Source organism: Litorivivens sp. (genome assembly GCF_057445395.1).
Window position 1 is genome coordinate 1 of the sequence record NZ_JBVBUV010000026.1, and the last position, 24,692, is coordinate 24,692.

At 56.3% G+C, this 24,692-nt stretch carries 23 protein-coding genes and 1 tRNA gene; 4 read left to right on the top strand and 20 right to left on the bottom strand.

Annotated elements, in window-relative coordinates:
• From dnaB to rnr, 7 genes are all read right to left on the bottom strand, one after another.
• A partial coding sequence (dnaB, locus tag AC222A_RS09465) for a replicative DNA helicase (protein ID WP_486774895.1) occupies positions 1 to 1,314 on the bottom strand: 1,314 nt, incomplete at its 3' end.
• A 127-nt stretch (positions 1,315 to 1,441) separates the two neighbouring features.
• A complete protein-coding gene (rplI, locus tag AC222A_RS09470) occupies positions 1,442 to 1,894 on the bottom strand; it encodes a 50S ribosomal protein L9 (RefSeq protein ID WP_372747284.1) in 453 nt (150 codons plus the stop codon).
• 21 nt (positions 1,895 to 1,915) lie between these two features.
• Positions 1,916 to 2,740, bottom strand: coding sequence for a hypothetical protein (locus AC222A_RS09475; RefSeq protein ID WP_372747285.1), 825 nt, complete (start codon positions 2,738 to 2,740; stop codon positions 1,916 to 1,918).
• Positions 2,741 to 2,786: 46 nt separating this feature from the next.
• Entirely contained in the window at positions 2,787 to 3,014 is a 228-nt protein-coding gene (gene rpsR, locus AC222A_RS09480; RefSeq protein WP_372747286.1) for a 30S ribosomal protein S18, read from the bottom strand.
• Between the two features lie 26 nt (positions 3,015 to 3,040).
• A complete protein-coding gene (gene rpsF, locus AC222A_RS09485) occupies positions 3,041 to 3,490 on the bottom strand; it encodes a 30S ribosomal protein S6 (RefSeq protein WP_372747287.1) in 450 nt (149 codons plus the stop codon).
• A gap of 164 nt (positions 3,491 to 3,654) precedes the next feature.
• Positions 3,655 to 4,398: a 23S rRNA (guanosine(2251)-2'-O)-methyltransferase RlmB gene (gene rlmB, locus AC222A_RS09490; RefSeq protein WP_372747288.1), complete on the bottom strand. Its 744-nt coding sequence runs from the start codon at positions 4,396 to 4,398 to the stop codon at positions 3,655 to 3,657.
• 18 nt (positions 4,399 to 4,416) lie between these two features.
• Positions 4,417 to 6,807, bottom strand: a complete 2,391-nt coding sequence (rnr, locus tag AC222A_RS09495) for a ribonuclease R (RefSeq protein WP_486774896.1) — start codon at positions 6,805 to 6,807, stop codon at positions 4,417 to 4,419.
• A gap of 130 nt (positions 6,808 to 6,937) precedes the next feature.
• Here rnr and AC222A_RS09500 point away from each other — a divergent pair.
• Positions 6,938 to 7,024: transfer RNA gene (locus tag AC222A_RS09500), tRNA-Leu, on the top strand.
• A gap of 71 nt (positions 7,025 to 7,095) precedes the next feature.
• Positions 7,096 to 8,379, top strand: coding sequence for a DEAD/DEAH box helicase (locus AC222A_RS09505; protein ID WP_486774897.1), 1,284 nt, complete (start codon positions 7,096 to 7,098; stop codon positions 8,377 to 8,379).
• 51 nt (positions 8,380 to 8,430) lie between these two features.
• On the opposite strand, the gene ispH is transcribed toward AC222A_RS09505, so the two are convergent.
• The 13 genes from ispH to AC222A_RS09570 all read right to left on the bottom strand — a co-directional run bounded on the left by ispH (position 8,431) and on the right by AC222A_RS09570 (position 23,349).
• Positions 8,431 to 9,384: a 4-hydroxy-3-methylbut-2-enyl diphosphate reductase gene (gene ispH, locus AC222A_RS09510; RefSeq protein ID WP_372796559.1), complete on the bottom strand. Its 954-nt coding sequence runs from the start codon at positions 9,382 to 9,384 to the stop codon at positions 8,431 to 8,433.
• Between the two features lie 5 nt (positions 9,385 to 9,389).
• Positions 9,390 to 9,827 carry an FKBP-type peptidyl-prolyl cis-trans isomerase gene (gene fkpB / locus AC222A_RS09515; RefSeq protein WP_372747291.1) on the bottom strand — a complete coding sequence of 146 codons (438 nt, stop codon included), beginning with the start codon at positions 9,825 to 9,827 and terminating at the stop codon, positions 9,390 to 9,392.
• A gap of 1 nt (position 9,828) precedes the next feature.
• A complete protein-coding gene (gene lspA / locus AC222A_RS09520; protein ID WP_372747292.1) occupies positions 9,829 to 10,335 on the bottom strand; it encodes a signal peptidase II in 507 nt (168 codons plus the stop codon).
• Positions 10,328 to 13,123 (bottom strand): isoleucine--tRNA ligase, encoded by a 2,796-nt coding sequence (ileS, locus tag AC222A_RS09525; protein ID WP_372747293.1) that lies wholly within the window; start codon positions 13,121 to 13,123, stop codon positions 10,328 to 10,330. The genes lspA and ileS overlap by 8 nt, the downstream gene beginning before the upstream one ends.
• Positions 13,124 to 13,135: 12 nt before the next feature.
• A complete protein-coding gene (ribF, locus tag AC222A_RS09530) occupies positions 13,136 to 14,077 on the bottom strand; it encodes a bifunctional riboflavin kinase/FAD synthetase (RefSeq protein WP_372747294.1) in 942 nt (313 codons plus the stop codon).
• 30 nt (positions 14,078 to 14,107) lie between these two features.
• Positions 14,108 to 15,697: a murein biosynthesis integral membrane protein MurJ gene (murJ, locus tag AC222A_RS09535; RefSeq protein ID WP_372747295.1), complete on the bottom strand. Its 1,590-nt coding sequence runs from the start codon at positions 15,695 to 15,697 to the stop codon at positions 14,108 to 14,110.
• Complete coding sequence (locus tag AC222A_RS09540) at positions 15,697 to 16,302, bottom strand: NUDIX domain-containing protein (RefSeq protein ID WP_372747296.1); 606 nt, start codon at positions 16,300 to 16,302, stop codon at positions 15,697 to 15,699. The genes murJ and AC222A_RS09540 overlap by 1 nt, the downstream gene beginning before the upstream one ends.
• Complete coding sequence (locus AC222A_RS09545; protein ID WP_372747297.1) at positions 16,302 to 17,318, bottom strand: aspartate carbamoyltransferase; 1,017 nt, start codon at positions 17,316 to 17,318, stop codon at positions 16,302 to 16,304. The genes AC222A_RS09540 and AC222A_RS09545 overlap by 1 nt, the downstream gene beginning before the upstream one ends.
• Positions 17,315 to 19,090, bottom strand: coding sequence for an ABC transporter transmembrane domain-containing protein (locus AC222A_RS09550; RefSeq protein WP_372758227.1), 1,776 nt, complete (start codon positions 19,088 to 19,090; stop codon positions 17,315 to 17,317). The genes AC222A_RS09545 and AC222A_RS09550 overlap by 4 nt, the downstream gene beginning before the upstream one ends.
• A gap of 49 nt (positions 19,091 to 19,139) precedes the next feature.
• The gene (locus AC222A_RS09555; protein ID WP_372750382.1) at positions 19,140 to 19,394 is read right to left on the bottom strand and encodes a GIY-YIG nuclease family protein; all 255 of its coding nucleotides are present in this window, start codon (positions 19,392 to 19,394) and stop codon (positions 19,140 to 19,142) included.
• Positions 19,395 to 19,426: 32 nt separating this feature from the next.
• Positions 19,427 to 20,851: an exodeoxyribonuclease I gene (gene sbcB, locus AC222A_RS09560; protein ID WP_372750381.1), complete on the bottom strand. Its 1,425-nt coding sequence runs from the start codon at positions 20,849 to 20,851 to the stop codon at positions 19,427 to 19,429.
• 95 nt (positions 20,852 to 20,946) lie between these two features.
• Positions 20,947 to 22,464, bottom strand: coding sequence for a fumarate hydratase (locus tag AC222A_RS09565; RefSeq protein WP_372763672.1), 1,518 nt, complete (start codon positions 22,462 to 22,464; stop codon positions 20,947 to 20,949).
• 120 nt (positions 22,465 to 22,584) lie between these two features.
• Positions 22,585 to 23,349 (bottom strand): hypothetical protein, encoded by a 765-nt coding sequence (locus AC222A_RS09570; RefSeq protein ID WP_486774898.1) that lies wholly within the window; start codon positions 23,347 to 23,349, stop codon positions 22,585 to 22,587.
• Positions 23,350 to 23,575: 226 nt separating this feature from the next.
• On the opposite strand from AC222A_RS09570, the gene AC222A_RS09575 reads away from it, so the two are divergent.
• Complete coding sequence (locus AC222A_RS09575; protein WP_372749936.1) at positions 23,576 to 24,217, top strand: urate hydroxylase PuuD; 642 nt, start codon at positions 23,576 to 23,578, stop codon at positions 24,215 to 24,217.
• A 196-nt stretch (positions 24,218 to 24,413) separates the two neighbouring features.
• Positions 24,414 to 24,662 carry a hypothetical protein gene (locus AC222A_RS09580; RefSeq protein WP_486774899.1) on the top strand — a complete coding sequence of 83 codons (249 nt, stop codon included), beginning with the start codon at positions 24,414 to 24,416 and terminating at the stop codon, positions 24,660 to 24,662.
• The last annotated feature ends 30 nt before the right edge of the window (positions 24,663 to 24,692 follow it).

Below are 24,692 nucleotides of genomic sequence, written 5' to 3' on the forward strand. Positions count from 1 at the left end.
GTTACGCTGCTTGCCAATAATGATTTCCGCTACACCTTTCTGATCAGTCTCTTCGTTGTAAACTTCATCGCGATAGATAAACATGATCACGTCAGCGTCCTGCTCGATCGCACCGGATTCCCGTAGATCCGAGTTTACCGGGCGCTTGTTAGGGCGCTGCTCGAGGGCGCGATTAAGCTGTGACAGAGCAACTACCGGGCAATTGAACTCCTTGGCAATCCCCTTCAAAGAGCGTGAGATTTCAGAAATCTCGGCGGTTCTACCCTCGCCAGCGCGACCGGCCACCTGCATCAACTGCAGGTAATCGAGCATGATCATCCCCAGATCGCCATGTTCACGCGCGATCTTGCGAGCACGGGAACGCACCTCGGTGGGCGTCAACGCCGCGGTGTCGTCTATAAACAAGGGCCTGTCCTTGAGCTTGTTAACCGCCGCACTGAGTTTCGGCCAGTCTTCCTGATCAAGCTTGCCGGTGCGCACCCGCGTCTGATCGATACGCCCCACGGAAGACAGCATCCGCATCATCAACTGCTCGGCCGGCATTTCCATACTGAACACCAGCGTGGGCCGGTCGTCATTAAGCACCGCATGCTCCACCAGGTTCATTGCAAAGGTGGTTTTACCCATCGACGGTCGCGCCGCCACAATGATCAGATCCGATTTCTGCAAACCGGATGTCATATCATCAAGTTCGTTAAAGCCGGTACTGAGACCCGTTAGCGCAGCGTCACTGCGAAACAGTTCATCGATACGATCTACCGCCGTGCTCAGCAGCGGGTTAACCGCCTGAGGCCCACCCTCTTTTGGGCGATCCTCGCTAATCTGCATGATCTCGCGCTCGGCCGCATCCAGCAGGTCGGCACTGTTGCGACCATCCGGATGAAATCCGCTGTCCGCTATGCGCTGGGCCGCTTCAATCAATGAGCGCAAGGTCGCCCGCTCTCGAACCACCTCAGCATAGGCGCGGATATTCGCTACCGCAGGCGTGTTGGCGGCAAGCTCGGCGAGATAGGCAATACCGCCGGAGCTCTCCAGCTGCTCGCTCTTGTCCAGAGCTTCTGCCAGCGTTACCACGTCGATGGGTTGTTCGCTTTCCACCAGCTCCGCCATTTTGGCGTATATATGGCGATGACGCGGCTGAAAGAAATCCGACTCTTTAACCAGGTCGGCGACCGAATCCCAGGCTTCGCCACGGATCAGCAAGCCACCCAGCACCGACTGCTCCGCCTCCAGCGAATGGGGCGGCAGTTTCAGGGAGGCCACGTCGAGATCGTCAAACGGCGGCGGTGCTTCGTCGTAGGTTTCGCTTTGCATGAATCTTATTATCGGGGTCGGGCGACCATTTTGGGGGATAACCAACCAAAAAAAAAGCACCCGCGAACGGATGCTTTTTAACAGCCGCCCACTGGAGCCATGGCGGCAGTCTGCTCAGCGCGCCGGATTACTGCTCAGCTACGACTGTCAGCTTGATAGTGGTGGTAACTTCGGGGTGCAGCTTGAGGTCAATCTCATACTCACCCACTTCACGAATAACACCTTCTGGCAGCAGTACTTCGCTTTTGGCCACTTCGCTGTTGCTAGCCTTAGATACGGCTTCAGCGATGTCGCGAGTACCGATTGAGCCAAACAGTTTGCCTTCGTCACCAGCATTGGCTTCGATGGTCACAACCAGCTCACTCAAAGCCTCGGCACGTTTCTCAGCAGCTGCCTGCTTCTCAGCAGCAGCGGCTTCAAGCTCAGCACGGCGCTGTTCAAATTCCTTGACGTTCGCTTCGGTGGCGGGAACTGCCTTGCCGAAGGGAATCAGAAAGTTGCGGCCATAGCCGGACTTCACATTGACCTGGTCGCCCAGTTCGCCCAGCTTGCCTACGTTTTCCAGCAAAATGACTTGCATGATTTCATCCTCTATTCGCGCTTACTCGCCGCTTTGGCGTACAGGCAAACGCTTTCTCACATCAATAAAACTGTCGGTTACAGCCAGTAGCTGCACTACCCAGCGCAAGGGCAACAACAAAGCCCACAGCATGTAAAACATCACCAGCGAGCCTACGCCCAAGCGACTGCGCGCCACCAATGCGTGTACCAGCCCAAATCCCGCCACACTCAGCGGCATTTGCAATATCATTGCCCAGTTGGCCCAAGCGCCGCTGCTGGCCAGCAACAACATTCCCAGAACCAACCCGACAGCCAAGGCCTGCGGCAATCGCAACGCGTGGAATTCACTGCGAAATCCACCCGGGTTGTAGAGCATCGCCTGCCACCAGCGGGCCAGAGCCAACCCTAGAACCACCGTCCAGGCATTGATTGCACCCACCATGCCAGCTACATCAGTCGCCGACAGAACGGGCATCTGCACGTCCGGATTGCCAGCTCTCAACTGCTCTGACAACATCGCCAGCATATCGGCAATCTGCTGCGACTGAGCCTGGGCCACAGTATTCATCAGCAACGCCAGAATCAAACCCGACGCACTGATTACCAGCAATGCCAGAGGCCAGCTTCCCAGCCGCAGTACACAGGCCGCAATATACACACCGATCAGGGTGGTAATTGGCCCCAGATCACTGCCCTGGAGCGCGATAAAGGCCGCCGGCACCATTGTCCATGCCAGCAACCAACCACCCTCGGAACTTCCCTTGCGCAGGGTCACCAGCGCCACTGCGGCGGCGCCAACCCACGCGAAAAACACGGTACCCACGCTCAGCACTGAGACCGCTATGGCCTGAGTGCGCCCTCGCATTATAAATTCAGCCAGAGTGCGCATAATGAGCGTGGCGCGCTAACCCTTACTGGTGGCTGTCAGTGTAAGGAAGCAGAGCCAGATAGCGCGCGCGCTTGACCGCTGAGGCCAGCTGACGCTGATACTTGGCTTTGGTACCGGTAATGCGACTGGGAACAATCTTGCCAGTCTCAGAAATATAGGCTTTCAGGGTGTCCAGATCTTTGTAGTCGATCTGCTGAACACCTTCCGCTGTAAAGCGGCAAAACTTACGACGACGGAAAAAACGTGCCATGTTTACTCTCCCAATGCTGTCCGCTGTTATTCGTCAGCGTCAGCTGTCGATTTTTCATCTGAAGACGTGTTGTCGTCATCAGAGGAGCTGCTGTCGCTGTTGTCGTTGTCATCACGACGTGGACGATCGCTGCGACCACGACGGTCACGGCTTTCTTTCTCAGCCTTCATGATGGGCGACTCTTCAGTCACGGCTTCATCGCAACGAATGATCATGTCGCGCAGAACAGCGTCGTTGAAGCGGAAGTTGGTGCGCAGCTCTTCCATGGCTTCAGCAGAAGCTTCAACATTCATAAGAACATAGTGAGCTTTGTGGATTTTCTCGATAGGGTAGGCCAGTTGACGGCGGCCCCAATCTTCAAGACGGTGTACTTTGCCGCCATCTTTCTCGATTGTCTGGGTATAGCGTTCGATCATACCCGGAACCTGTTCGCTCTGGTCCGGGTGGACCATGAACACAACTTCATAGTGACGCATGAATGCATCTCCTTGTGGGTTAAGCCACCCGCTCAAGCGGTGCAGCAAGGAGGCCAGCGCCGAAAGACGGCTCTGGCGGAAAATAAAGACGCGGGATTTTAGGCAAGTACGCCGCCCGATGCAAGAACAATCGGCTGATTTTTAGCCTACAGCAGCGGCAGTGATCACTGAGGCTGGCGCTGGCGCACCGCCTCAAACAAGCTGACACCAGTCGCCACGGACACATTCAGACTGCTGACACTCCCCGCCATGGGCAACTTGGCCAGAAAATCACAATGCTCACGGGTTAATCGACGCAGGCCGCTGCCTTCCGCCCCCATCACAATGGCGACCGGGCCAGTCAGATCTACGTCGTACAATGACTGATCCGCTTCACCCGCCAGGCCAACTAGCCACAATCCGGCTTCCTGCAGCTGCTTGAGTGTGCGCGCCAGATTTGTGACAGCCACAAAGGGCACGGTTTCAGCGGCACCGCAGGCCACCTTGCGCACGGTAGCCGTCAAGCCAACCGCTTTGTCTTTGGGTGCGATCACCAACCCGACACCAGCCGCATCCGCGCTGCGCAGGCAGGCGCCCAGATTGTGCGGATCGGTCACCCCGTCCAGCACCAATACCAGAGGCGCACCGGCAATGCCCGCCAACAACTCCGGAATCTGCTTTTCACTGTAAGTGATCAACGACTCGACACTTACCTCGGCAACCACCCCCTGATGACGCCCGGACACCTGCTCATCCAAAGCATCTCGGGGCACGGCACGCACTGCCACGCCGTTGGCCGCCGCCAATTCAAGAACACTTTGCAAACGCTTGTCCTGACGCCCCTTCTGCACCAGCAACAGCGAAATATCCGCAGGTCGCTTTTCCAGCACAGTCGTCACTGCGTGCAGGCCAAATACCGTTTCTTTCAATGCTGCATCCCCTGCACGTTACTTCTTCCGGCGCCGCGATGAGCGAGACTTGCGTGAACCGCTTTTCTCCGACGACTTTCCTGCATTTGATTTGCCACGACCTGATTTGTTTTTTTGACCGCCCGGCTTGTCGTCAAAGATCCCCTTGGCGATCTGCTCCCGACGCGTTAACTTGCGCGGCTTACCGGCCGCGCTCGTACCAACACCCACCAACCCCAGATCCACTTTGCGGTCTTCAACATCCACCCGCAGGATCTGAACGGTGACCGTATCGCCCAGAGCAAAGACCTCACGATTGCGCTCGCCCACCAAACGCTGTCGCGCGGCATCAAACTGATAGAAGTCCTTGCCGAGGGCGCCGATATGGACCAACCCCTCCATATAGAGCGGCTTCATTTCCGCGAAGAACCCAAACCCCGTCACCGCTGTAATCACCGCCTCAAAAGACTCCCCTACCTTCTCCGTCAGGTACTCGCACTTAAGCCAGGACATCACATCACGACTGGCATCATCGGCGCGGCGCTCAGCCATTGAGCAGTGCTCACCGAGCGCAACCATGGCACCCATATCGTAGGGGTAGATATCCTGTGGTTTGAGTTTCTTGGCGCCTTTTTGTGGCGCAAGCTGGGGTAACGCTGCGTTACTGCGCAGCAGATAACGAATACAGCGATGCACCAGCAGATCCGGATAACGACGGATAGGCGACGTAAAGTGCGCATACGCCGGATAGTGCAAACCGAAATGACCGTGATTGTCAGGCTGATACATAGCCTGCTTGAGCGAGCGCAGCATCATCACCTGAATCACACTGGCGTCCGGGCGCTCAGCAACACTCGACAACAGCGCTTGAAAATCATTCGGCGTGGGCTCCTCACCGCCCCCCAGATCCAGCCCTATCTCCCCTAGAAAAGCGCGGAGGTTGCTCAGTTTGTCGCCACTGGGCCTCTGGTGTACCCGGTAAAGCGCGGGCATTTCACTCTTCTCAAGCAGGCGTGCCGTTGCCACATTGGCGCACAGCATGCACTCCTCAATAATCTTGTGCGCGTCATTACGCTGAACCGGCACAATCTCGGCAATACGGTGCTGCTTGTCGTAGATCACCCGGGTTTCAACGGTTTCAAAATCAATGGCACCACGCTGATCACGGGCAAACCGTAAGGCTTTATACAGGTCGTGCAGATCGCGCAGTTGCGGCAAAAAACTTTTGCGACGCGACTGCAACTCAGCATCTGCCTCACCCGTCAACAGCGCGGCCACTTCGTTATAGGTGAACCGAGCATGCGAGCGCATTACACCTTCATAGAAGGTATAGCCACTCAGGCGTCCCTGCGCACTGATGGTCATCTCACAGACCATGCACAAACGCTCAACTTCCGGCTTGAGCGAACACAAACCGTTCGAGAGCGCCTCGGGCAACATCGGCACGACGCGATCCGGGAAGTAGACTGACGTAGCGCGCTTCTGCGCCTCTTCATCCAGAGCTGAACCAATGCTTACGTAATGCGAGACATCGGCAATGGCCACCCACAGGCGCCAGCCACCGGATTTCTTGGGCTCACAAAAAACCGCATCATCAAAATCGCGGGCATCTTCACCATCAATGGTAATCAGCGGCAGCTCGCGCAGATCCACCCGCGCCTGCTTGTCCTCCTCGCCGGGCTCAGCCGCGAAGCGTCGCGCCTCGCGCTCAACATCTTCCGGCCATTCATAAGGAATATCGTGCTGGCGAACCGCCACATCGGTAGCAACCCCCGGCCGATTGATGTCACCCAGCATCTCGACAACACGCCCCAGCGGCGGCTTTTTAATTTCCGGCTGACGGGTAATCGCCACTGTCAGGTAGTCGCCAATTTCCGGCTGTGTTCCCGCCAGATCTTCCAGTGCGACCACATGGGACACCTTGCCCTCGCACAACACACATGGCTCGCCTTCCTGAACATCAAAGCGCCCCACTATCTGTCGGGTATTGCGCTCTAGCACTTGAACAATATTGCCCATAGCGCGACCGCGACGGTCGTAACCTTCAATGGCAACTCGCACCCGGTCACCGTCAAACACCCGCTGCATCTGCCATGCAGTCAGAAAAATATCCTGACCTTCCTGCAGCACAAAACCAAACCCGTCTTTGTTGGCCTGCACCAGTCCTTCACACGTTTCCAGTGCCGCCGGCTCAAGACGACCTGATTTGCTGGCGGAAAGCTGACGATCACGAAGCATGGCACGCACTCGCCGCCGCAGCGCCTCCTCGGCATCCGCATCGCGGAGTCCCAAGCGTTTGGCCAGTTGCTGTTCAGTGAGTGGCTTTTCGTCCAGAACCTCAAGAATGGCCTCGCGACTAGGGATGGGGTTTTCATAGCGGGAGGCTTCCCGCTCGGCATGGGGGTCGGCCGGTGGACGGCGTTTTGCCATATAAAGTGCTTACCTCAGCTGATAGCGAATTAACAAAATTTTAAACCCATTATACGCACTGCCATTGACAAAGCATCCTTGTATCAGTAAATTGCGCGCCTCGGGTCACATGGCCCCGCTTCCCATCTATGCCCAGGTGGTGAAATTGGTAGACACGCCAGCTTCAGGTGCTGGTCCTCGCAAGGGGGTGGAGGTTCAAGTCCTCTCCTGGGCACCATTTACTCTTCCTTGATTCACCTGACTCGAACATTACCTTTAACAGGTCGAATTAACGCTTCCGGAACACATATGCCCTTTACCACCCTCGGTCTCTCTGAGCCGCTTCTTCAGGCCATCGCTCAGAAAGGCTACGAAAAACCGTCACCCATTCAGGCACAGGCCGTACCGGTCGTGTTGAAAGGTGTCGATCTGATGGCTGCCGCCCAAACCGGTACCGGCAAAACCGCCGGCTTTACGCTGCCGATCCTCGAATTGCTCAGCCGCGGACAGCCCGCCAAGCCCAATCAGGCGCGCACGCTGATACTAACCCCAACACGCGAGCTGGCCGCCCAGGTTGGGCAAAGCGTTGCCGACTACGGAAAACACCTCAAACTTCGCAGCACAGTGGTCTTTGGCGGGGTAAAAATCAACCCGCAAATGATGGCCTTGCGAAAAGGTGTCGATATTCTGGTCGCCACGCCTGGTCGCCTGCTCGATCTCTACCAGCAAAATGCCGTGCGCTTTGATCAGCTGGAAATTCTGGTGCTGGACGAAGCCGACCGCATGCTCGACATGGGCTTTATCCACGATATTCGCAAGATCCTGGCGCTGCTCCCGAAAAAGCGTCAAAACCTGCTGTTTTCGGCAACTTTCTCCCCCGAGATTCGAACGCTGGCAAAAGGCATCATGAACCAGCCGGAAGAAATCTCGGTCACGCCACGCAATACCACCGTTGCCACCATCAAGCAGTGGATGGCTCCGGTAGATAAGGCGCGCAAGCCCGACCTGCTACTCGAGCTGATCCAAACCCGAAACTGGCACCAAGTGCTGGTATTTTCCAAAACCAAGCACGGCGCCAACCGGCTGGCAAAGAAACTGGACGGTTCAGGTGTGAAGGCGGCCGCCATTCACGGCAATAAAAGTCAGGCAGCCCGATTGCGCGCACTGCAGGACTTCAAGGAAGGCAAAGTTCAGGTACTGGTTGCCACCGACATCGCAGCCCGCGGCCTCGATATCAGCCAGCTGCCCCACGTTGTCAATTTTGACTTACCCAATGTTGCCGAAGACTACGTGCATCGCATTGGTCGCACCGGGCGCGCTGGCGCCGACGGTGAGGCAGTATCACTGGTGAGTGCGGATGAAGCCAAGCAGTTGCAACAGATTGAGCGACTGATCAAGCAGAATATCCCGCGGGAATACGTGGACGGTTTTGAACCGAATCACGAAGTGCCCGATTCCCAGTCCATTCGCCCGGTTCATAAGCCACGTCGCAACACAAATCAAAATGCGGCGCCAGGCAATAGAAACCGTTCAAGACGGCGAAAACCTGTCAGCGCTAACGGCAACAGCCAGAAGCAGAGCCGACCACAATAAGCCCGCGACCTTCGCGAACACGAAGCAAGTCGCGCACATTGCTGCGCGACGCTACTCGCTAGCGGCGTCCACCCAGCGCAGTTCGCGTGGCAATGAAAAGGTAATGTTCTCGGGGCGGCCTTCCAGCTCGACGGGGACAGATGCGCCCAACTCACACAGACGGGCAATAACATCCTGCACCAGCACTTCAGGTGCCGAGGCCCCAGCAGTGATGCCGACGCATTTAATCCCCTTGAGCCACTCTGGTTTGATATCACCCGCCGCATCTATCAGGTGAGCCTGACAACCACGGCGCTCGGCCAGTTCACGCAACCGGTTGGAATTGGAGGAGTTGGGTGAACCTACGACCAGCACCAGATCACTCTGCTCGGCGAGGGTTTTGACCGCGTCCTGCCGATTTTGGGTTGCATAGCAGATATCATCTTTGCGCGGCCCCTCGATAGAGGGAAAGCGCTGCCGCAGCGCATCAATAACCGCTGCTGTATCGTCCATCGACAGGGTTGTCTGGGTTACAAAAGAGAGATGCTCCGAGTCGCGAACCTGCAGGTCAGCCACCTGGTCAACATCTTCAACCAGGTAGATCGCCCCCCCTTCGCTGGCATCATACTGCCCCATGGTGCCTTCCACTTCCGGATGGCCCTTGTGGCCGATCAGAATACACTCGCGGCCTTCGCGACTGTATTTGACCACTTCCATATGGACTTTGGTAACCAGTGGGCAGGTGGCATCAAAAACCTTGAGACCACGCGCTTCCGCCTCCTCGCGCACCGCTCGGGAAACGCCATGAGCAGAAAATATGACAATCACATCATCTGGCACTTCGTGCAGTTCATCGACAAAAACCGCACCGCGCTCACGCAGGTTATCCACCACAAACTTGTTGTGCACGACTTCGTGTCGAACGTAGATGGGCGCGCCGAAGACATCCAGCGCGCGATTGACGATTTCAATAGCGCGATCTACGCCGGCACAAAAGCCGCGCGGATTTGCCATTCGGATTTCAATAGCACTCATGAGCTAACGGCTTCCACCTTGAGGATTTCTGCGGTAAATCGCAGTGTACGCCCCGCCAGCGGATGATTAAAGTTGACCACAACCTCATCGTCGCTGATCGACTGTACCACCCCCGGCAACTCCGCTCGCTGAGCATCGGCAAACGAAATCACCATACCCTCAGCGAGCTCCATGTCAGCGCCAAACTGATCGCGCTTGAAATGCTGGATGTTGGCTGGATTTGGTTGGCCAAAAGCGTCTTCGGGGTTGAGCACAAAATCCTTTTTCTCACCCGCGCACATACCCAGCAGCTTTTTCTCAACGCCGGGCAGCAAACTGCCGTCGCCATAGGTAAAGGTGGCTGGTGTTCGCTCAAAGGTAGAATCCACCACCGCGCCATCGTCCATGGCCAGCTCAAAGTGCAGGGTAATACGCGATTGGGTATCGATAGTCATCTCAACGGTGTTCCGGGTGCAGCACCATATCCAGCAACATGCTGGCGGCGCCCACGGTAATACAGGTATCGGCCCAGTTAAAGGCCGGAAAATAACGATTATTCCAATGCAGGGAAATAAAATCGACCACATGGCCCAGCACAACCCGGTCGACCAGGTTCCCCACTGCTCCGGCCAGAATCATGCACAGTGAAAAGGTGAGAAGTCGCTGCTGATTTTTAATTAATGCCATCCAGACAACCAGAGCCACACTGACGCCAAGCGAGACCACGATGAAAAACCACCGCTGCCAGCCACCAGCGTCACTGAGAAAACTGAATGCCGCGCCGGTGTTGTAGTGCAGTGTCAGGTTAAATACCGGCAACACATACACCGGCTGACCATAGGAAAGGTAGGTGTCCGCTAAATGCTTGGTCCACTGATCCAGTAACACCATTGCGAAGGCAAATAGATACCAGCGCATCACGCCGGTCTCCACCAGATTCCGGATAATCCGGCGACTATGCATAACGGCGCTGTTCACCATCACCTTCTATATTATCTACACAACGTACGCAAAGCTCGGGGTGAGAATCCACCGAGCCCACATCTTCACGATGATGCCAGCAGCGTGCACACTTACTGCCGGCGCTGGCTGTAATGGCGACTTCCAGATTGTCGAGGTCGGTGCTAACCGCATTACTGCTGTCAGCAATATCTGCCACCACAGCCTTCGATGTAATCAGCACAAAGCGCAGCTCATCGCCGAGCTTGGCCAGCTCATCGCGCAGCGCAGCGTCGCAATACAGGGTAACCTCTGCCTGCAGACTGCCGCCGATAACCTTGTTGTTGCGGGCTTCTTCCATAGCTTTATTGACGGAAGCTTTCACCTCTTGAATTAGATTCCAGAAGCCTTCACCACGCTCAGGGTCGTCGAAACGTGCCAGATCAGTGTACCACTCGGCAACGAACACACTACCGGACTGCTCACCCGGCAGATTGTCCCAAAGCTCGTCAGCGGTAAAGCTAAGGATGGGCGCCATCCAGCGCGTCATGGCCTGCGCGATGTGGTACAGCGCGGTCTGAGCAGAACGGCGAGCCAGACTGTTGGCGCCGGTCGTGTACTGGCGATCCTTGATCACATCCAGATAGAAGCCGCCCAACTCTACCACGCAGAAGTTATGCAGTTTCTGATAGACCTGGTGAAACTGATAGCGGTTGTAGGCACCGCGAATCTCTTCCTGCAGCTGCGCCGTGTGATGCACAATCCAGCGATCAAGACTGAGCATATTGTCGCTGGCCACGAGATCTGACGACGGATCAAAACCAGCCATGTTCGCCAACAGAAAACGTGCGGTATTGCGGATACGGCGGTAGGAGTCAGCGGTACGTTTAAAGATCTCCTTGGAGACCGTCATTTCGCCGCGATAATCGGTGGCCGCAACCCACAGCCGCAACACGTCGGCACCCAGGTCATTCATCACTTCCTGCGGCGCAATCACATTACCCAGGGACTTCGACATTTTGTGACCGTTAGTGTCCACGGTAAAGCCGTGGGTCAGTACGGTTTTGTAGGGTGCATTGCCGTTCACCGCGATGGCCGACAGCAGCGAGGACTGGAACCAGCCACGGTGTTGATCCGAGCCTTCCAGATACAGATCCGCAGGGTATTGCAGCTGATCGCGCTGATTCAGCACGGCAAAGTGAGTTACACCAGAGTCAAACCAGACATCCAGAGTATCCGTGACTTTGTCATATTGCTGAGCATCGTCGCCCAGCAGCTCAGCCGCATCGAGTTCAAACCAGCCATCAATGCCTTCTTTTTCGACACGCTGCGCGACCTGTTCTATCAACGCCGGCGTATCGGGATGCAGCTCTGCTGTTTGCTTGTGCACAAACAGTGCAATGGGCACACCCCAGGTACGTTGCCGGGAAATACACCAGTCCGGCCGCTCCTGCATCATGGATTCGATACGCGCTTTGCCCCATTCAGGCAGCCACTGCACCTCGTCGGCAGCGTTCATGGCGGTATTCAGCAAGCCATTTTGCTGCATACTGATAAACCACTGCGGCGTGGCGCGAAAGATTATCGGTGATTTGTGTCGCCAACAGTGCGGGTAACTGTGCTCGTAGGCCTCGTTGTGCAACAGCCGCCCACGTTCGTCCAGCAATTCCACAATCGGCTGATTGGCCTTGTGCACAAACTGCCCGGCAAACAACTCCGTGTCATCGAGAAACACGCCGTTACCGCCCACCGGGTTCAGCACGTCGAGATTGTATTTGCTGCCCACCACAAAGTCGTCGGCGCCGTGGCCTGGAGCGGTATGCACTGCACCGGTACCGGCATCGACCGTAACGTGGTCGCCCAGAATGACGGGCACTTGCCGATCGTAGAAAGGGTGCTGCAGCTGTAAGCCTTCTAGCGCAGCTCCGACGAAATCACCGAGAATTTCAAAACTTTCAGCCCCATAGCGCAGCAAGGCTTTTTCGTGCAGATCCCGCGCCAGCACCACAGTACGGTCACCGTAGGCGGCAACCACGTACTCCAACTCAGGATGCAGAGCCACCGCCTGGTTGGCGGGTAGCGTCCAGGGCGTGGTGGTCCAGATCACCAAATCCACTGCGTTGACCGTGACACCGGTGCGCTTGGAGAAATCCGCCGCATCCACGGCAGCAAACGCCACATCAATAGCCGGCGAGGTTTTATCTTTGTATTCTACTTCCGCTTCGGCCAGGGCCGAGCCGCAATCGGTACACCAGTGCACCGGCTTGAAGCCCTTATGCACGTGACCGTTGTCCACGATTTTACCCAGAGCGCGGATGATATTCGCCTCGAAGGCGTAGTTCATCGTGAGGTAGGGCTCGTCCCAATCTCCGAGGACCCCCAGGCGTTCAAAGCTGGTGCGCTGCCCGGCAACCTGTTTGCTGGCGTAATCGCGACACTTCTGTCGAAAAGTACGCACATCCACTTTATGGCCTGGTTTGCCGACCTTCTTCTCTACGTTCAGTTCAATAGGCAGACCGTGGCAGTCCCAACCCGGCACATAAGGTGCATCGAACCCCTCGAGGGTTTTCGACTTAACAATGATGTCCTTGAGGATCTTATTGACCGCATGCCCCAGGTGAATATCGCCGTTAGCGTAGGGCGGGCCATCGTGCAGAATAAATTTCTCACGTCCAGCGCGCGCCTCGCGAATCGCGTTGTAAAGCTTGCTTTCCTGCCACTTCTTGAGCATACCCGGCTCACGCTGGGCCAGGTTAGCCTTCATGGGAAACGCCGTTTGCGGCAGGTTCAGAGTGTGTTTGTAATCGCTCATAGCATCCAAAAATCAAGCATCGCCGCGCTCAGCGAAATAATTGCGCGCTTCGTCAATATCCCTGTGAATCTGGGTTTTCAGGGCATCCAGTCCATCAAAACGAATTTCGTTTCGCAGCTTCTTGCGGAACAGCACCTTGATATTACGCCGGTACAGGTTACCGCTGTAATCCAGCACATGTACTTCCAGGATTGCCTTGGGCAGGTTATCCACCGTCGGCCGGGTGCCCACATTGGCCACCCCTGGGCGAATAACGCCGTCCGGGCACTCCACTTCTACTGCAAACACACCCGCCAAGGGCGATCGCAGCCGGTGCAACTCCATATTGGCTGTCGGCACACCCAGCGTACGACCCAACTGCTGACCGACAATGACACGTCCGGCAATGCTATAGGGGCGCCCCAACAGGCGCTCAGCCTCGGAAAAATTGGCCTCGGCCAGTACTTCCCGTATCCGCGTGCTGCTGACACGCTCATTGCCCTGCGTCAGGGTGGCGGTATCCACCACCTCAAAACCGTATGTTTGGCCTGCGGCTTTCAACATGCCAAAGCCACCACTGCGGTCACGACCAAATCGCAAGTCATCGCCCACCACAATGTATTTGGCTTCAATGCCGTCCACAAAGAGCTTGCGGATAAACTCCATCGCGCCCATTTCCCGAAAGCTGGCGCTGAAGCGAATCCGCATTATCTGATCTATACCCAGCTCGCGCAGGGCGTGAAAGCGCTCGCGAAAGCTCATCAGGCGGGGCGGCGCTTCGTGCGGGGAAAAAAACTCCCGCGGGAGGGGCTCAAAGACCACCACTGTCGTTGGCAGGCCCAATTCGCGCCCTTTGGCCATCAGCTGTTGCAGAACCGCCTGATGCCCGAGGTGTACTCCGTCAAATGCGCCAATGGTCGCCACGCAACCCTTGTGCCGATCGCGGATGCTGTTAAATCCTCGGATTAACTCCATGAGGGGCTCGCTGCATAAAGAAGCGCGTGATTATAACTTAGTCGTCTGGCCTCTGAAATGTCTGAGACGCACACCAAGCGCGCCCAGAGTCACAATGTAGGCCAAGAGCCCGGCAAAACAGAGCAGGGCCATCTCATAAGCCCGGGCCGGCGCAGTGAGCGCATCCCAGGCCGGCACGCGCGCCAACAATAGCACAAGCACGGCGGCCATCGCTGCTGTCGCGCAGCCAAGGCGCAGGCTATAAGCCAGCCAGCCCGGGCGCGGCTGATAGGTCCCACTGCGGCGCAAACCCGCAAAAAGCAGCCCGGCGTTCAAACTGGCCGACCCTGCCGTCGCCAGCGCAAGCCCCACATGGCCCAACTGGAAATAGTGATGCAGGGGAATGGCAAACAGCAGATTCAGCACCATATTGGCCGCCATCGCGACCACGCCGATCTTGACCGGGGTTTTCGTGTCCTGCTGCGCAAAGTAGCCTGGCGCCAGCACTTTAATGAGCATAAAGGCCAGCAGGCCAAGGGTATAGGCACGCAGGCTGAAAGTGGCCATGGCCACATCACGCATCGACAACTCACCGTACTGGAACAGCGTAATGAGCACCGGCTCAGCCAGAATGAACAGCGCCACCGCAGCGGGCACACCCAGGATCAGTACCGCACGCATGGCCCAATCTAAGGTCGCTGAAAACGACTTTTCATCGCTGCCAATATTATGGCGCGACAGGCTCGGCAGGATCACCGTGCCGATGGCAATGGCGAATACCCCAAGTGGCAGCTCCACCAGTCGATCCGAATAATACAGCCAGGACACGCTACCGGTGGGCAAGAAAGAGGCAATAACCGTATCTAGCAACAAGTTGATCTGACTCACTGACACACCAAATAGCGCCGGAATCATCAGTCCAATGATTTTCTGCACCCCTTCGTCACGCCAGTGCCAGCGCGGTCGCGGCAATAGATGAATACGCTTTAAAAACGGCAGTTGAAACACCAACTGACAGAATCCGGCCAACAGGACCCCCCAAGCCAGGCCCACGGCAGGCTCCGTCATCAGTGGAGATATCCACAGCGCGGCGCCAATCAGGCAAACATTCAACAACACCGGAGTAAACGCGGGGATCGCAAAGCGACCATAGCTGTTCAATATGGCGCCGGCAAAACCGGTCATGGAGATCAGGAACAGATAGGGAAAGGTAATGCGAATCATATCTGCCGTGAGGGCAAATTTAGCCGCATCGTTATAAAACCCCGGTGCGAAAATAGTGGCCACCACCGGCGCACCAATAACGGCTAGCGTGGTGACCAGCAACAATACGCCCCCGAGTACGCCAGCCACGCGGTCCACCAGATGCTGCACGGTGGCCAAACTTCCCTTTTCCCGATATTCCGCCAGCACGGGCACAAAAGCCTGGGAAAAGGCACCCTCAGCGAACAGACGGCGCAGGAAATTAGGGATTTTGAACGCGACAAAGAAGGCATCGGCGTTGGCAGTTGCGCCCACCATGGCTGCAATAACAATGTCTCGCGCCAGCCCCAGCACGCGCGACAACAGGGTCATCACGGCCACCACGGCACTGGAACGCAGCAGACCGCTAGCCTTAGGCGGTTTATTTTCGGCCATCATCAACGCCAGAGATCGCGCAGACGGTTGTGATGGCGAGCAAACCAGTTAAGGGCAACGAGCGAGTGTGCATTGTCTATCCGGCCATCATCCATCATTGCCAAAACGTCGTTTACCGGCAACACATGCAGGCGGATATCTTCATTCTCTTCCGCCAAACCATGCACCCCTGCCGCTGCAGAAAGGTCTGCGCAGCCGCAGTAGAGATGGAAATATTCATCGCTACCACCAGGTGACGAGTAGTACGAGGCGACTTTTTCCAATGCTCTCAGGGTGACACCAGCCTCCTCCTGACTTTCTCGGTGCGCTACATCTTCTGGCGACTCCCCGGCTTCCATCAACCCGGCGATCAACTCCATCAGCCAGGGCGAAGGATTGCGCGCCAGTGCGCCAACCCGAAACTGTTCAGCCACAGCCAAGGCATCTAGCGCTGGATCGTAGATCAGCACCCCGACCGCCTGCCTGCGGCGTGCAACCACGCGGCGAATGTCGCCGCTCCAGCCGCCGTCGAACAGGCGATGACGCAGGCTTACGTCTACCACTTCAAAAAAACCCTTCCACAGGGTCTGCTCGGAAGAGACTGTAAAGTCGTCGCGGGAGAAGCTCATCAGAAGCGTCGCTCGGTGTACCAGTTCACATCGCGGGCGTGGCGGTCCACCTCGTTTGCCACATCCAGAATCAGGGCAAATAGCGCCATACGTACCAGCACACCGTTGTCCGCCTGCCGAAAAATCGCCAGATTCGGATTTTCATTCAGATCGTTATCCAGCTCATTGGCCTCAGCCCGCGAGTCACGCGGCAGCGGATGCATGATGACAGTGTTTGGTTCACAGAATCGTGTGTATACCGACTGATTCAGGCGGTAACGACCGCGATAAAGGTCCGCCTCTTCCTTACTGGCAAAACGCTCTGCCTGAATGCGAGTGGAATAGGCGATGTCTACATGACCAATGCTGGATTCCATCGCATCACTCTCAACCACTTTATTGCCCGCAGCGCGTAGACTTTCAACAATCTCTTGCGGCATACGTAATTCGTCAGGGGAAATCAGGGTCACGGTTACATTGTCGAACAGGCACAACAGCTTACACAGGGAGTGCACTGTGCGACCGTATTTGAGATCACCAATCATGGCAATGCGTAGCCCGTCGATACCCTCGCGACCCTTGTGGCGCAACTCTTTCTGAATGGTGTACAGATCCAACAATGCCTGACTGGGGTGCTCGTTGGAACCGTCCCCCCCATTAATCACCGGCACCCGGCTGGCACGCGCAAACTCCGCGACTGAACCGGAGGTCGGGTGGCGCATGACAATGACATCGCTGTAACCACTCAATACCCGGGCGGTATCGTAGAGCGATTCCCCCTTGGCCAGTGCCGAGCTTTCAAAGCCGGTCGTTTCCCGCACTTCACCTCCCAGCAGATTAAACGCACAGCCAAAGCTCACTCGAGTGCGCGTGGAAGGCTCAAAAAACATATTGCCGAGGATGGCGCCATCGAGCACGCGCGTCACCTTCTGTCGATGGGCATAAGGTTGCATGCGATCGGCTACTGCAAACACCTGCTCGATCTGTTCGCGCTCAAATTGGGTAATGGACAGAATATGGCTGCCGGTAAACTTCACTCTGACTCCTGTTTCTTCAAAAGCGGCTCTGTGTCAGAGACCGCAGCGGGATCGACCTGGTCGTGATCAAACTGCAGACTGGCCCAACGAGCATAGAGCGGTGATTCTTTAATCAATTCACCGTGGGTGCCGAGCGCCGCCAACCGGCCATGATCAAGCACCGCTATCTTATCCACCTTGACGACAGTGGCCAAGCGGTGCGCAATCACGATGGTAGTCCGGTCTTTCATTAATCGCTGCAATGCCTGCTGTACCTGGAACTCGCTCTCGGCATCCAGCGCGCTGGTCGCTTCGTCCAGCAGCAGCAGTTTGGGGTCTTTTAAAATGGCACGAGCAATGGCGACACGCTGGCGTTGACCGCCAGACAGACGCACTCCGCCCTCACCCACAAAACTGTCGTACCCTTCAGGCAGCCGCTCAATAAATTCGTGGGCATAAGCTGCCTTGGCGGCGGCAATCAGCTGATCCTCGCTGGCATCAGGATTTCCGTAACGGATATTGTCTGCCACCGTACCGGTAAACAACACCGGCTGCTGGGGCACCAGCGCAATCTGGTCACGCAGGGTTTCCGGGTTAAGTTCGCGCACATCCACACCATCAAGCGAAATACTGCCGGACTGCACGTCATAAAACCTCAGCAGTAAATCCACCAGCGTCGATTTCCCCGCGCCGGAGCTGCCCACCAAGGCCATACTACTGCCCGCCGGCACGCGCAGATTAAGCGCATTGATGGCCCAGTAGTCCGGCCGCGACGGATAGGCAAAGCACACATCCTTCAGCCACAGCTCACCGGTGACGGTTGTCGGCAACTCGCGTGGTACCGCTGGGGGAACAATCAGGCTGCGCGCCGACAGCAGCTCGAGTAAGCGCTCGGTGGCTCCTGCGGCGCGCTGCAGATCGCCGTAGACTTCGGAGATAGCACCCACAGAGGCCGCCACCATCAAGGCATAAAACACAAAAGCCGCCAACTCACCGCTGGATATACGACCGGCCAACACGTCGTGACCGCCGACCCAGAGCATGGCCGCAATTGCACCGAGCACCAGCAAAATCACGATTGTCGACAGCCAGGCGCGCTGATTAATACGACGAACAGCGATGGCAAATGCATGCTCTACATGGCGCGCAAACAGTGCCTTGTCACGCTGCTGATAATTAAAGGCCTGCAGCACTTTAATATTCTTGATGGCCTCGCCAACAAAGCTGCCGACGCTGGCTATACTGTCCTGAGAGCTGCGCGACAATGCCCGCACCCGTCGCCCGAACACCAAAATGGGAATGACAATCAGCGGCACACTCAGCAACACCATGCTGGTTAGCTTGGGATTGGTAATAATCAGCCAGATTATGCCGCCTACGAACATAAGCGCATTGCGCAGTGCAATGGAAACCGACGAGCCAATCACAGTCTGGAGTAACGTCGTGTCGGTAGTAATTCGCGACTGAATCTCGCCTGACACGTTGGTTTCAAAAAAACCGGGATGGAGGGTGACCACATGATCAAAAACCGCTTTACGCAGATCTGCACTGACCCGCTCACCAATCCATGACACCAGATAAAAGCGGGTAAACGTGCCCAGCGCCAACAACATGACCAGCCCCATAAAAATGAGCAGGGCCTGGTTCAACATGGCCGGGGTACCCGACGAAAACCCTTCGTCCACCAGCAGCCGGATCCCCTGCCCGAGCGACAGGGTAATGCCCGCAGTAAAGACCAACGCAATACTGGCGCCAACAACCTGCAGTCGATACGGTCGCAAAAACTGCAGCATGGCCTTTAAAACACCAAGGTTTTTGCTGGCTTTGCGGTCTTCAGTTACATCAGCCAAGGGCTTTTTCCTGTTGATAGTGGGCGATCAGTTGTAGCTTATCGGACCGGCGCAGTGCTTTGATTTGAGCTTCTCGACGCGAAGCACTGGAACGATCCATCGCTTCTTCCTGATAGACCAGTGCCTCCGGCGGGTCACCGCGAAAGAAGCGCGCGCCGTTGGGCAGCTCACCGGCGTGCTCGCGAAATCGCCGCGCCACATCGGTACTGATACCGGTGTAGAGCTTGCCGCTCTGAGCGCGGATCATATACACCCACCAAGCACTTTGCACGGGTACTGTCACGGCAGACCTTTCACGTAATCCGCCAGCGAATCGAGCACCTGCTGCCTGGCCGGCGACTGGCCGGGGCGCAACTCGGCAATACGCGCCAGGCATTGCCCCGCGGTGAGACCACCCCCGCCATCTTCCTCGTGAACTCGGCTGTGACAGAATTCCTGCCAATGCAACTGTTCCTCGGGTGTGAGCGAGTTCGGAAAATTGCGCGCGCGATAACGAAACAACATCTCCGCCAGCCGACTATCGGAAAAGGGGAACGTCCTGTCGGCTAACTGATCGCCTGAGCTGCGAGTAACTTCGTCCATCAGCCGCCGGTCTTCATTACTGAAGAAGCCGCCACTGTATAGCATTCGCTCAGGATCCGTATGCTCAGCAAATTCACGTTGACTGTAGATATCGCTCAGCTTATGGCGCAAGTCTGCTTTGCTCAGCATTTGCCAATGCGCTTCACACCGCGCCATATCAATCTGCAAGCGCTCCTGCGCCGCGTCGTCGAGCAGGTTCAGCGTGGCCAGCATGGGCGAGCGGTTGAGATGAATTTCCTTGAGCGGGATACGCTCCACGCCCTCGGCCAGATCATCGCTGCGAGCAAAAACCCGCTCAGCAACTTTGGCGGGTGATAGTGTCAGCAGCGGCTCAGGGTCGGCCATCAAATCGACCGCTATCACGCTGTTCTTATTCACCGGATGCATCGCCAATGGCATCACTAGCGCCGAGCAGAAGCGGCTGGCCGGATAACGAGATGAGATATGCAATAGGGGCTTTTGCCGGTTTAGGTCCAGCAACTGGGCAACGGTCTGCTTTTTCCGCAACGACAGCGCATAGTCGAACAGCTTGGGCTTGCGGGTCTTAATGATACGCGCCAGCTCAATAGTGGCCAGCACGTCGGAAAAGGCATCGTGCGCAGATTCATGAGCAAGACCATTGGCAGCGGTAAGCAACTCCAACTTAAAGCTTATTTCTCCATCGTCTCGTCGTGGCCACTCAATTCCCTCTGGGCGCAGAGCACAGCACAAACGTACCACATCAATAAGATCCCAACGTGAATTGCCGTTCTGCCATTCCCGGGCATAGGGGTCTATGAAGTTGCGATAGAGCGTGAAGCGGGTTACCTCATCGTCAAAGCGGATACTGTTGTAGCCCGCGCCACAGGTGCCCGGTTGAGACAGCTCGCGGTGAATTGCACTGATAAATTCACGCTCACTGACACCTTTATTCAGGGCCTCTTGCGGCGTGATGCCCGTCACCAGGCATGCTTCCGGATGCGGCACGACATCCGGCGTGGGCCGGTTGTAGATCACCAGCGGTTCGCCAATGATATTGAGATCCGCATCGGTGCGAACACCGGCAAACTGGGACGCTCGATCAAACGTGGGGTCTGCCCCCCAGGTTTCGTAGTCGTGCCAATAAAAGGTGTGGTTAGACAAGATGAGGATTCCGCTTGAGTTTGCGGTATTTCACATGGGGCAGCGGGAGATTGCAAATGCCCTCCCCCGCAGGGAGAGGGCAGAAGGCGGGATACTTAGACGACCTCGATCGCCTGCTCCTCAATCATCTTCGCCCATTTGGCCGGGCCAGACTTGTGTACCGAATCGCCATGGGTATCCACCGCCACTGTCACCGGCATGTCCACTACGTCAAACTCGTAAATGGCTTCCATCCCCAGTTCCGGGAACGCGACCACTTCGGCATGCTTGATCGCCTGAGCTACCAGATAAGCGGCACCACCAACGGCCATGAGGTAGACCGCTTCGCTGTCGCGAATCGCGTCAATTGCCGTATCGCCACGCTCGGCCTTGCCGATCATGCCGAGCAAGCCCGTTTCCTCAAGCATGGTGCGAGTAAATTTATCCATGCGGGTGGCCGTTGTCGGACCAGCCGGGCCAACCACTTCGTCGCGCACCGGATCTACCGGCCCAACGTAGTAGATGAAGCGGCCCTTCATATCCACCGGCAGTTTTTCACCGTTAGCGAGCATATCGACCATTTTCTTGTGGGCGGCATCGCGGCCAGTCAACATTTTTCCGTTCAGCAGCAGGGTCTCACCGGGTTTCCAAGCTTTAACTTCTTCTGCCGTAACGGTGTCGAGATTAACCCGGCGCACACCTTCACCAACTTCCCAGGTGATATCAGGCCAGTCGTCCAGTGACGGCGGTGTCAGCGTGGCTGGACCTGAACCGTCCAGCGTGACGTGAGCGTGTCGAGTCGCCGCGCAGTTGGGAATAATTGCCACGGCTTTGTTGGCTGCGTGGGTCGGATAATCTTTCACTTTAACGTCCAGCACGGTGGTCAGACCGCCCAACCCCTGAGCACCGATACCCAGCTTGTTCACCTTTTCCATCAACTCCAGCCGCAACTCTTCTGAGCGGTTCGCCGGGCCGCGCTCACGCAGCTCGTGAATATCGATAGGGTCCAGCAGTGCTTCCTTGGCCACCAGCATCGCTTTTTCGGCTGTGCCGCCAATACCAATACCCAGCATGCCCGGAGGGCACCAGCCAGCACCCATTTTGGGCACCTGCTCCAACACCCAGTCGACTACAGAGTCCGACGGATTGAGCATCGCAAACTTGGATTTAGCCTCACTGCCGCCGCCCTTGGCCGCCACGTAAACCTCGACCTTGTCACCTGGTACGATCTCATAGTGAATAACTGCGGGGGTGTTGTCTTTAGTGTTCTGACGGGCTCCGTCAGGATCGGACAGAATGGAGGCTCGCAGCACGTTGTCTGGATTGTTGTAGGCCCGACGAACACCTTCGTTCACCATATCAGTGACCGAGATATCGCTTTCCCATTGCACATTCATACCAACTTTCAGGAAGACGGTAACGATACCCGTGTCCTGGCAAATCGGGCGATGCCCTTCCGCGCACATGCGAGAGTTGATCAGGATCTGCGCCATGGCGTCTTTCGCGCCGGGGTTCTGCTCGCGCTGGTAGGCCTGGTAAACGCCCTGGATGAAATCGACGGGATGGTAGTAGGAGATGTATTGAAGAGCATCAGCGACTGTGCTGATCAGGTCATCTTTACGAATTACGGTCATCGGCTGCCTCACTATACTGCGAGCCGGACGATCCAGAAAACTAGCCGCCCCACCCGCGCGATTCGGGGGCGGCAGTATACCTCAGAGTCAGCAGCCTTTCACCGGTGCTGTTCAATCAAGCTATGGCGAGGGCGACGCTCCAGAGTGGTAGCGGCTCACCGTATCACGCAGATTGGCCAGGTCACGGTTAACCTGCTTGCGGAAAGCATTGACTGATTCAAGCCACTCTTCATTGGATTGAATCCGCGCCTCCAGCTTCGCAACTTTCTCCGCCATATTGCCGCCGGCTTTGAGGTCGGCAATCTGACCCCGGTGCGCTTCGGTCATAGCGCGCGTTTTATCGAGCTGGGCTTTAAGCGTATCAAGTTCGCTTTTGTATCCCGCAGTCGCTTTTTCTGCTGCCGCAATTTTCGTATTCAGCGAGGCAAACTGCGTATTCAGTGACGCCAGCGTTTTCTCCATCGCTTCAATCTTGGTTTCATGATCTGCGAGCTGCTGCTTGCTGCGCTTCCAGACGTTGTCCCACAACTTTCGAATTTCGGTATCCAGAAATTCCATTTGCTTCTGAAACTGGTCACTGGTCTCGCTGACGCTTTCATCAGTGACATTAAGCTGCTTCTCAAGGCGAAGAATCCGTTGCTGATCCAAGGTCTGCTGGGCCAGCGCGATGTCCAGCTGCTTGTACAAATAGTAAGCGCCACCCAATAGCACCACGATCACCAGCCACATCAGCCAGCCACCGCCGACCCTTGAGCCGCCTCCCTCACTGCTCACGGCGGGGACATCGCCAATCCGATCGACCATCCGCGTACGGCGATCGCGCTGGTAGGCCTGAATCTCATCTGCCTCTGGCCTGATTCCATCGGGTCTTTTCGGGTCTGTCATGGCAACTCCTAAGTGGGCCGTGCGGCGCTCATTATGACAGCAGTACAGCGCCGGAAAAAGCGGTGAAATTCACCTCTTCGGGCTCCAAAAAAAACTGACACATCAGAAGGATATTTCTAGACATTCAATCTTTTTGCTATACTGCCGGCACTACAAGCTCCCGCCATTCACCTGTGATGTCGGGTACCAATAAAAGTTCAACCTGCCACTATTGATAGGAACTGCTATGGAAAACTTTATTACCACCGACGTTCTGTTCCGTTGGCTTCACGTGCTGTTTGGCATCACGTGGATCGGCCTCCTGTACTACTTCAATTTCGTTCAAACCGAATACTTCAAAGAAGCGGAAGCTGGCGCCAAAGCCGACGCTGTCAAGAAGCTGGCACCACGTGCACTGTGGTGGTTCCGCTGGGGCGCCATGTTTACCTTCCTGACCGGTGTGGTACTGCTGGAGCTGGTTCGCCAGTCTCACGGCTGGGACTCCTACATCATCATGGGCGCGGTTCTGGGTACCCTGATGTTCCTTAACGTCTGGCTGATCATCTGGCCAAACCAGAAGATTGTGTGTGGTATTACCCCTGGTGATGCTGCCGCTGCCGCCCCGAAAGCCGGCCTGGCATCGCGCACCAACACCCTGTTCTCCGGCCCAATGCTGATCGGCATGATGGGCTCTTTCCACGGCACCGGCGCTGCCAGCTACGGCATGAACAGCCTGCCACTGGGCCTGTGGATTGTTCTGGCACTGATCGCCGCCCTGGAACTGAATGCCATTTTCGGCAAGACTGGTCCGATGACTACTGTCAAAGGTGTGGTCCACTGCAGCATCGCGCTGACAGTTGTATTTCTGGCGATTCTCCAGTTCGTCTGATACCAGCCCTTTAGGCACTACAAAAACCCCGGCATGCCCGGGGTTTTTTGTGCCCGGAGCAAGCACTGATCACTATTTGACCAAACCCCCTGAAATTGATAAAGTGCGACCTAGTTCACACTTAACCGCAATCGAGTCATTGGTGGTGTGACAACAGCCATCCACCCTGAACTGACAGAACAATAAGACGAAACCAGTGAAATTGCCGTACACCAAACAGCAGATTCTGAGCGGCGACTATATACCCCGGGGTGAGGCAGTCGAGCGTGAGCACGCGTTGGCTGAACAACACCAGCACCGCACACAGCACTTTGCCGCTCACAAGCAACGGGTATTGGAATCTGTTGTGGCGCGCATGCGCACGGAAAAGCAGGCGGGAAACTACAGAGACATCGAGAAGATTCGGCCCTCTAATAGAAGAAAGCCCGTTAGTTACTTTGCCTAACACCCCAGCCTCTAGGCAAAACCCAAAAGC

Excerpts from the sequence above, each read along its gene's own strand:
- rpsR (WP_372747286.1), bottom strand. The coding sequence starts at position 3,014 with ATGGCACGTTTTTTCCGTCGTCGTAAGTTTTGCCGCTTTACAGCGGAA.
- rnr (WP_486774896.1), bottom strand. The coding sequence starts at position 6,807 with ATGGCAAAACGCCGTCCACCGGCCGACCCCCATGCCGAGCGGGAAGCC.
- ileS (WP_372747293.1), bottom strand. The coding sequence starts at position 13,123 with ATGAGCGATTACAAACACACTCTGAACCTGCCGCAAACGGCGTTTCCC.
- AC222A_RS09505 (WP_486774897.1), top strand. The coding sequence starts at position 7,096 with ATGCCCTTTACCACCCTCGGTCTCTCTGAGCCGCTTCTTCAGGCCATC.
- fkpB (WP_372747291.1), bottom strand. The coding sequence starts at position 9,827 with ATGACTATCGATACCCAATCGCGTATTACCCTGCACTTTGAGCTGGCC.
- AC222A_RS09555 (WP_372750382.1), bottom strand. The coding sequence starts at position 19,394 with ATGATCCGCGCTCAGAGCGGCAAGCTCTACACCGGTATCAGTACCGAT.
- AC222A_RS09475 (WP_372747285.1), bottom strand. The coding sequence starts at position 2,740 with ATGCGAGGGCGCACTCAGGCCATAGCGGTCTCAGTGCTGAGCGTGGGT.
- rplI (WP_372747284.1), bottom strand. The coding sequence starts at position 1,894 with ATGCAAGTCATTTTGCTGGAAAACGTAGGCAAGCTGGGCGAACTGGGC.
- AC222A_RS09570 (WP_486774898.1), bottom strand. The coding sequence starts at position 23,349 with ATGACAGACCCGAAAAGACCCGATGGAATCAGGCCAGAGGCAGATGAG.
- AC222A_RS09540 (WP_372747296.1), bottom strand. The coding sequence starts at position 16,302 with ATGAGCTTCTCCCGCGACGACTTTACAGTCTCTTCCGAGCAGACCCTG.
- ribF (WP_372747294.1), bottom strand. The coding sequence starts at position 14,077 with ATGGAGTTAATCCGAGGATTTAACAGCATCCGCGATCGGCACAAGGGT.
- AC222A_RS09565 (WP_372763672.1), bottom strand. The coding sequence starts at position 22,464 with ATGACCGTAATTCGTAAAGATGACCTGATCAGCACAGTCGCTGATGCT.
- AC222A_RS09575 (WP_372749936.1), top strand. The coding sequence starts at position 23,576 with ATGGAAAACTTTATTACCACCGACGTTCTGTTCCGTTGGCTTCACGTG.
- lspA (WP_372747292.1), bottom strand. The coding sequence starts at position 10,335 with ATGCATAGTCGCCGGATTATCCGGAATCTGGTGGAGACCGGCGTGATG.
- AC222A_RS09550 (WP_372758227.1), bottom strand. The coding sequence starts at position 19,090 with ATGCTGCAGTTTTTGCGACCGTATCGACTGCAGGTTGTTGGCGCCAGT.
- rpsF (WP_372747287.1), bottom strand. The coding sequence starts at position 3,490 with ATGCGTCACTATGAAGTTGTGTTCATGGTCCACCCGGACCAGAGCGAA.
- murJ (WP_372747295.1), bottom strand. The coding sequence starts at position 15,697 with ATGATGGCCGAAAATAAACCGCCTAAGGCTAGCGGTCTGCTGCGTTCC.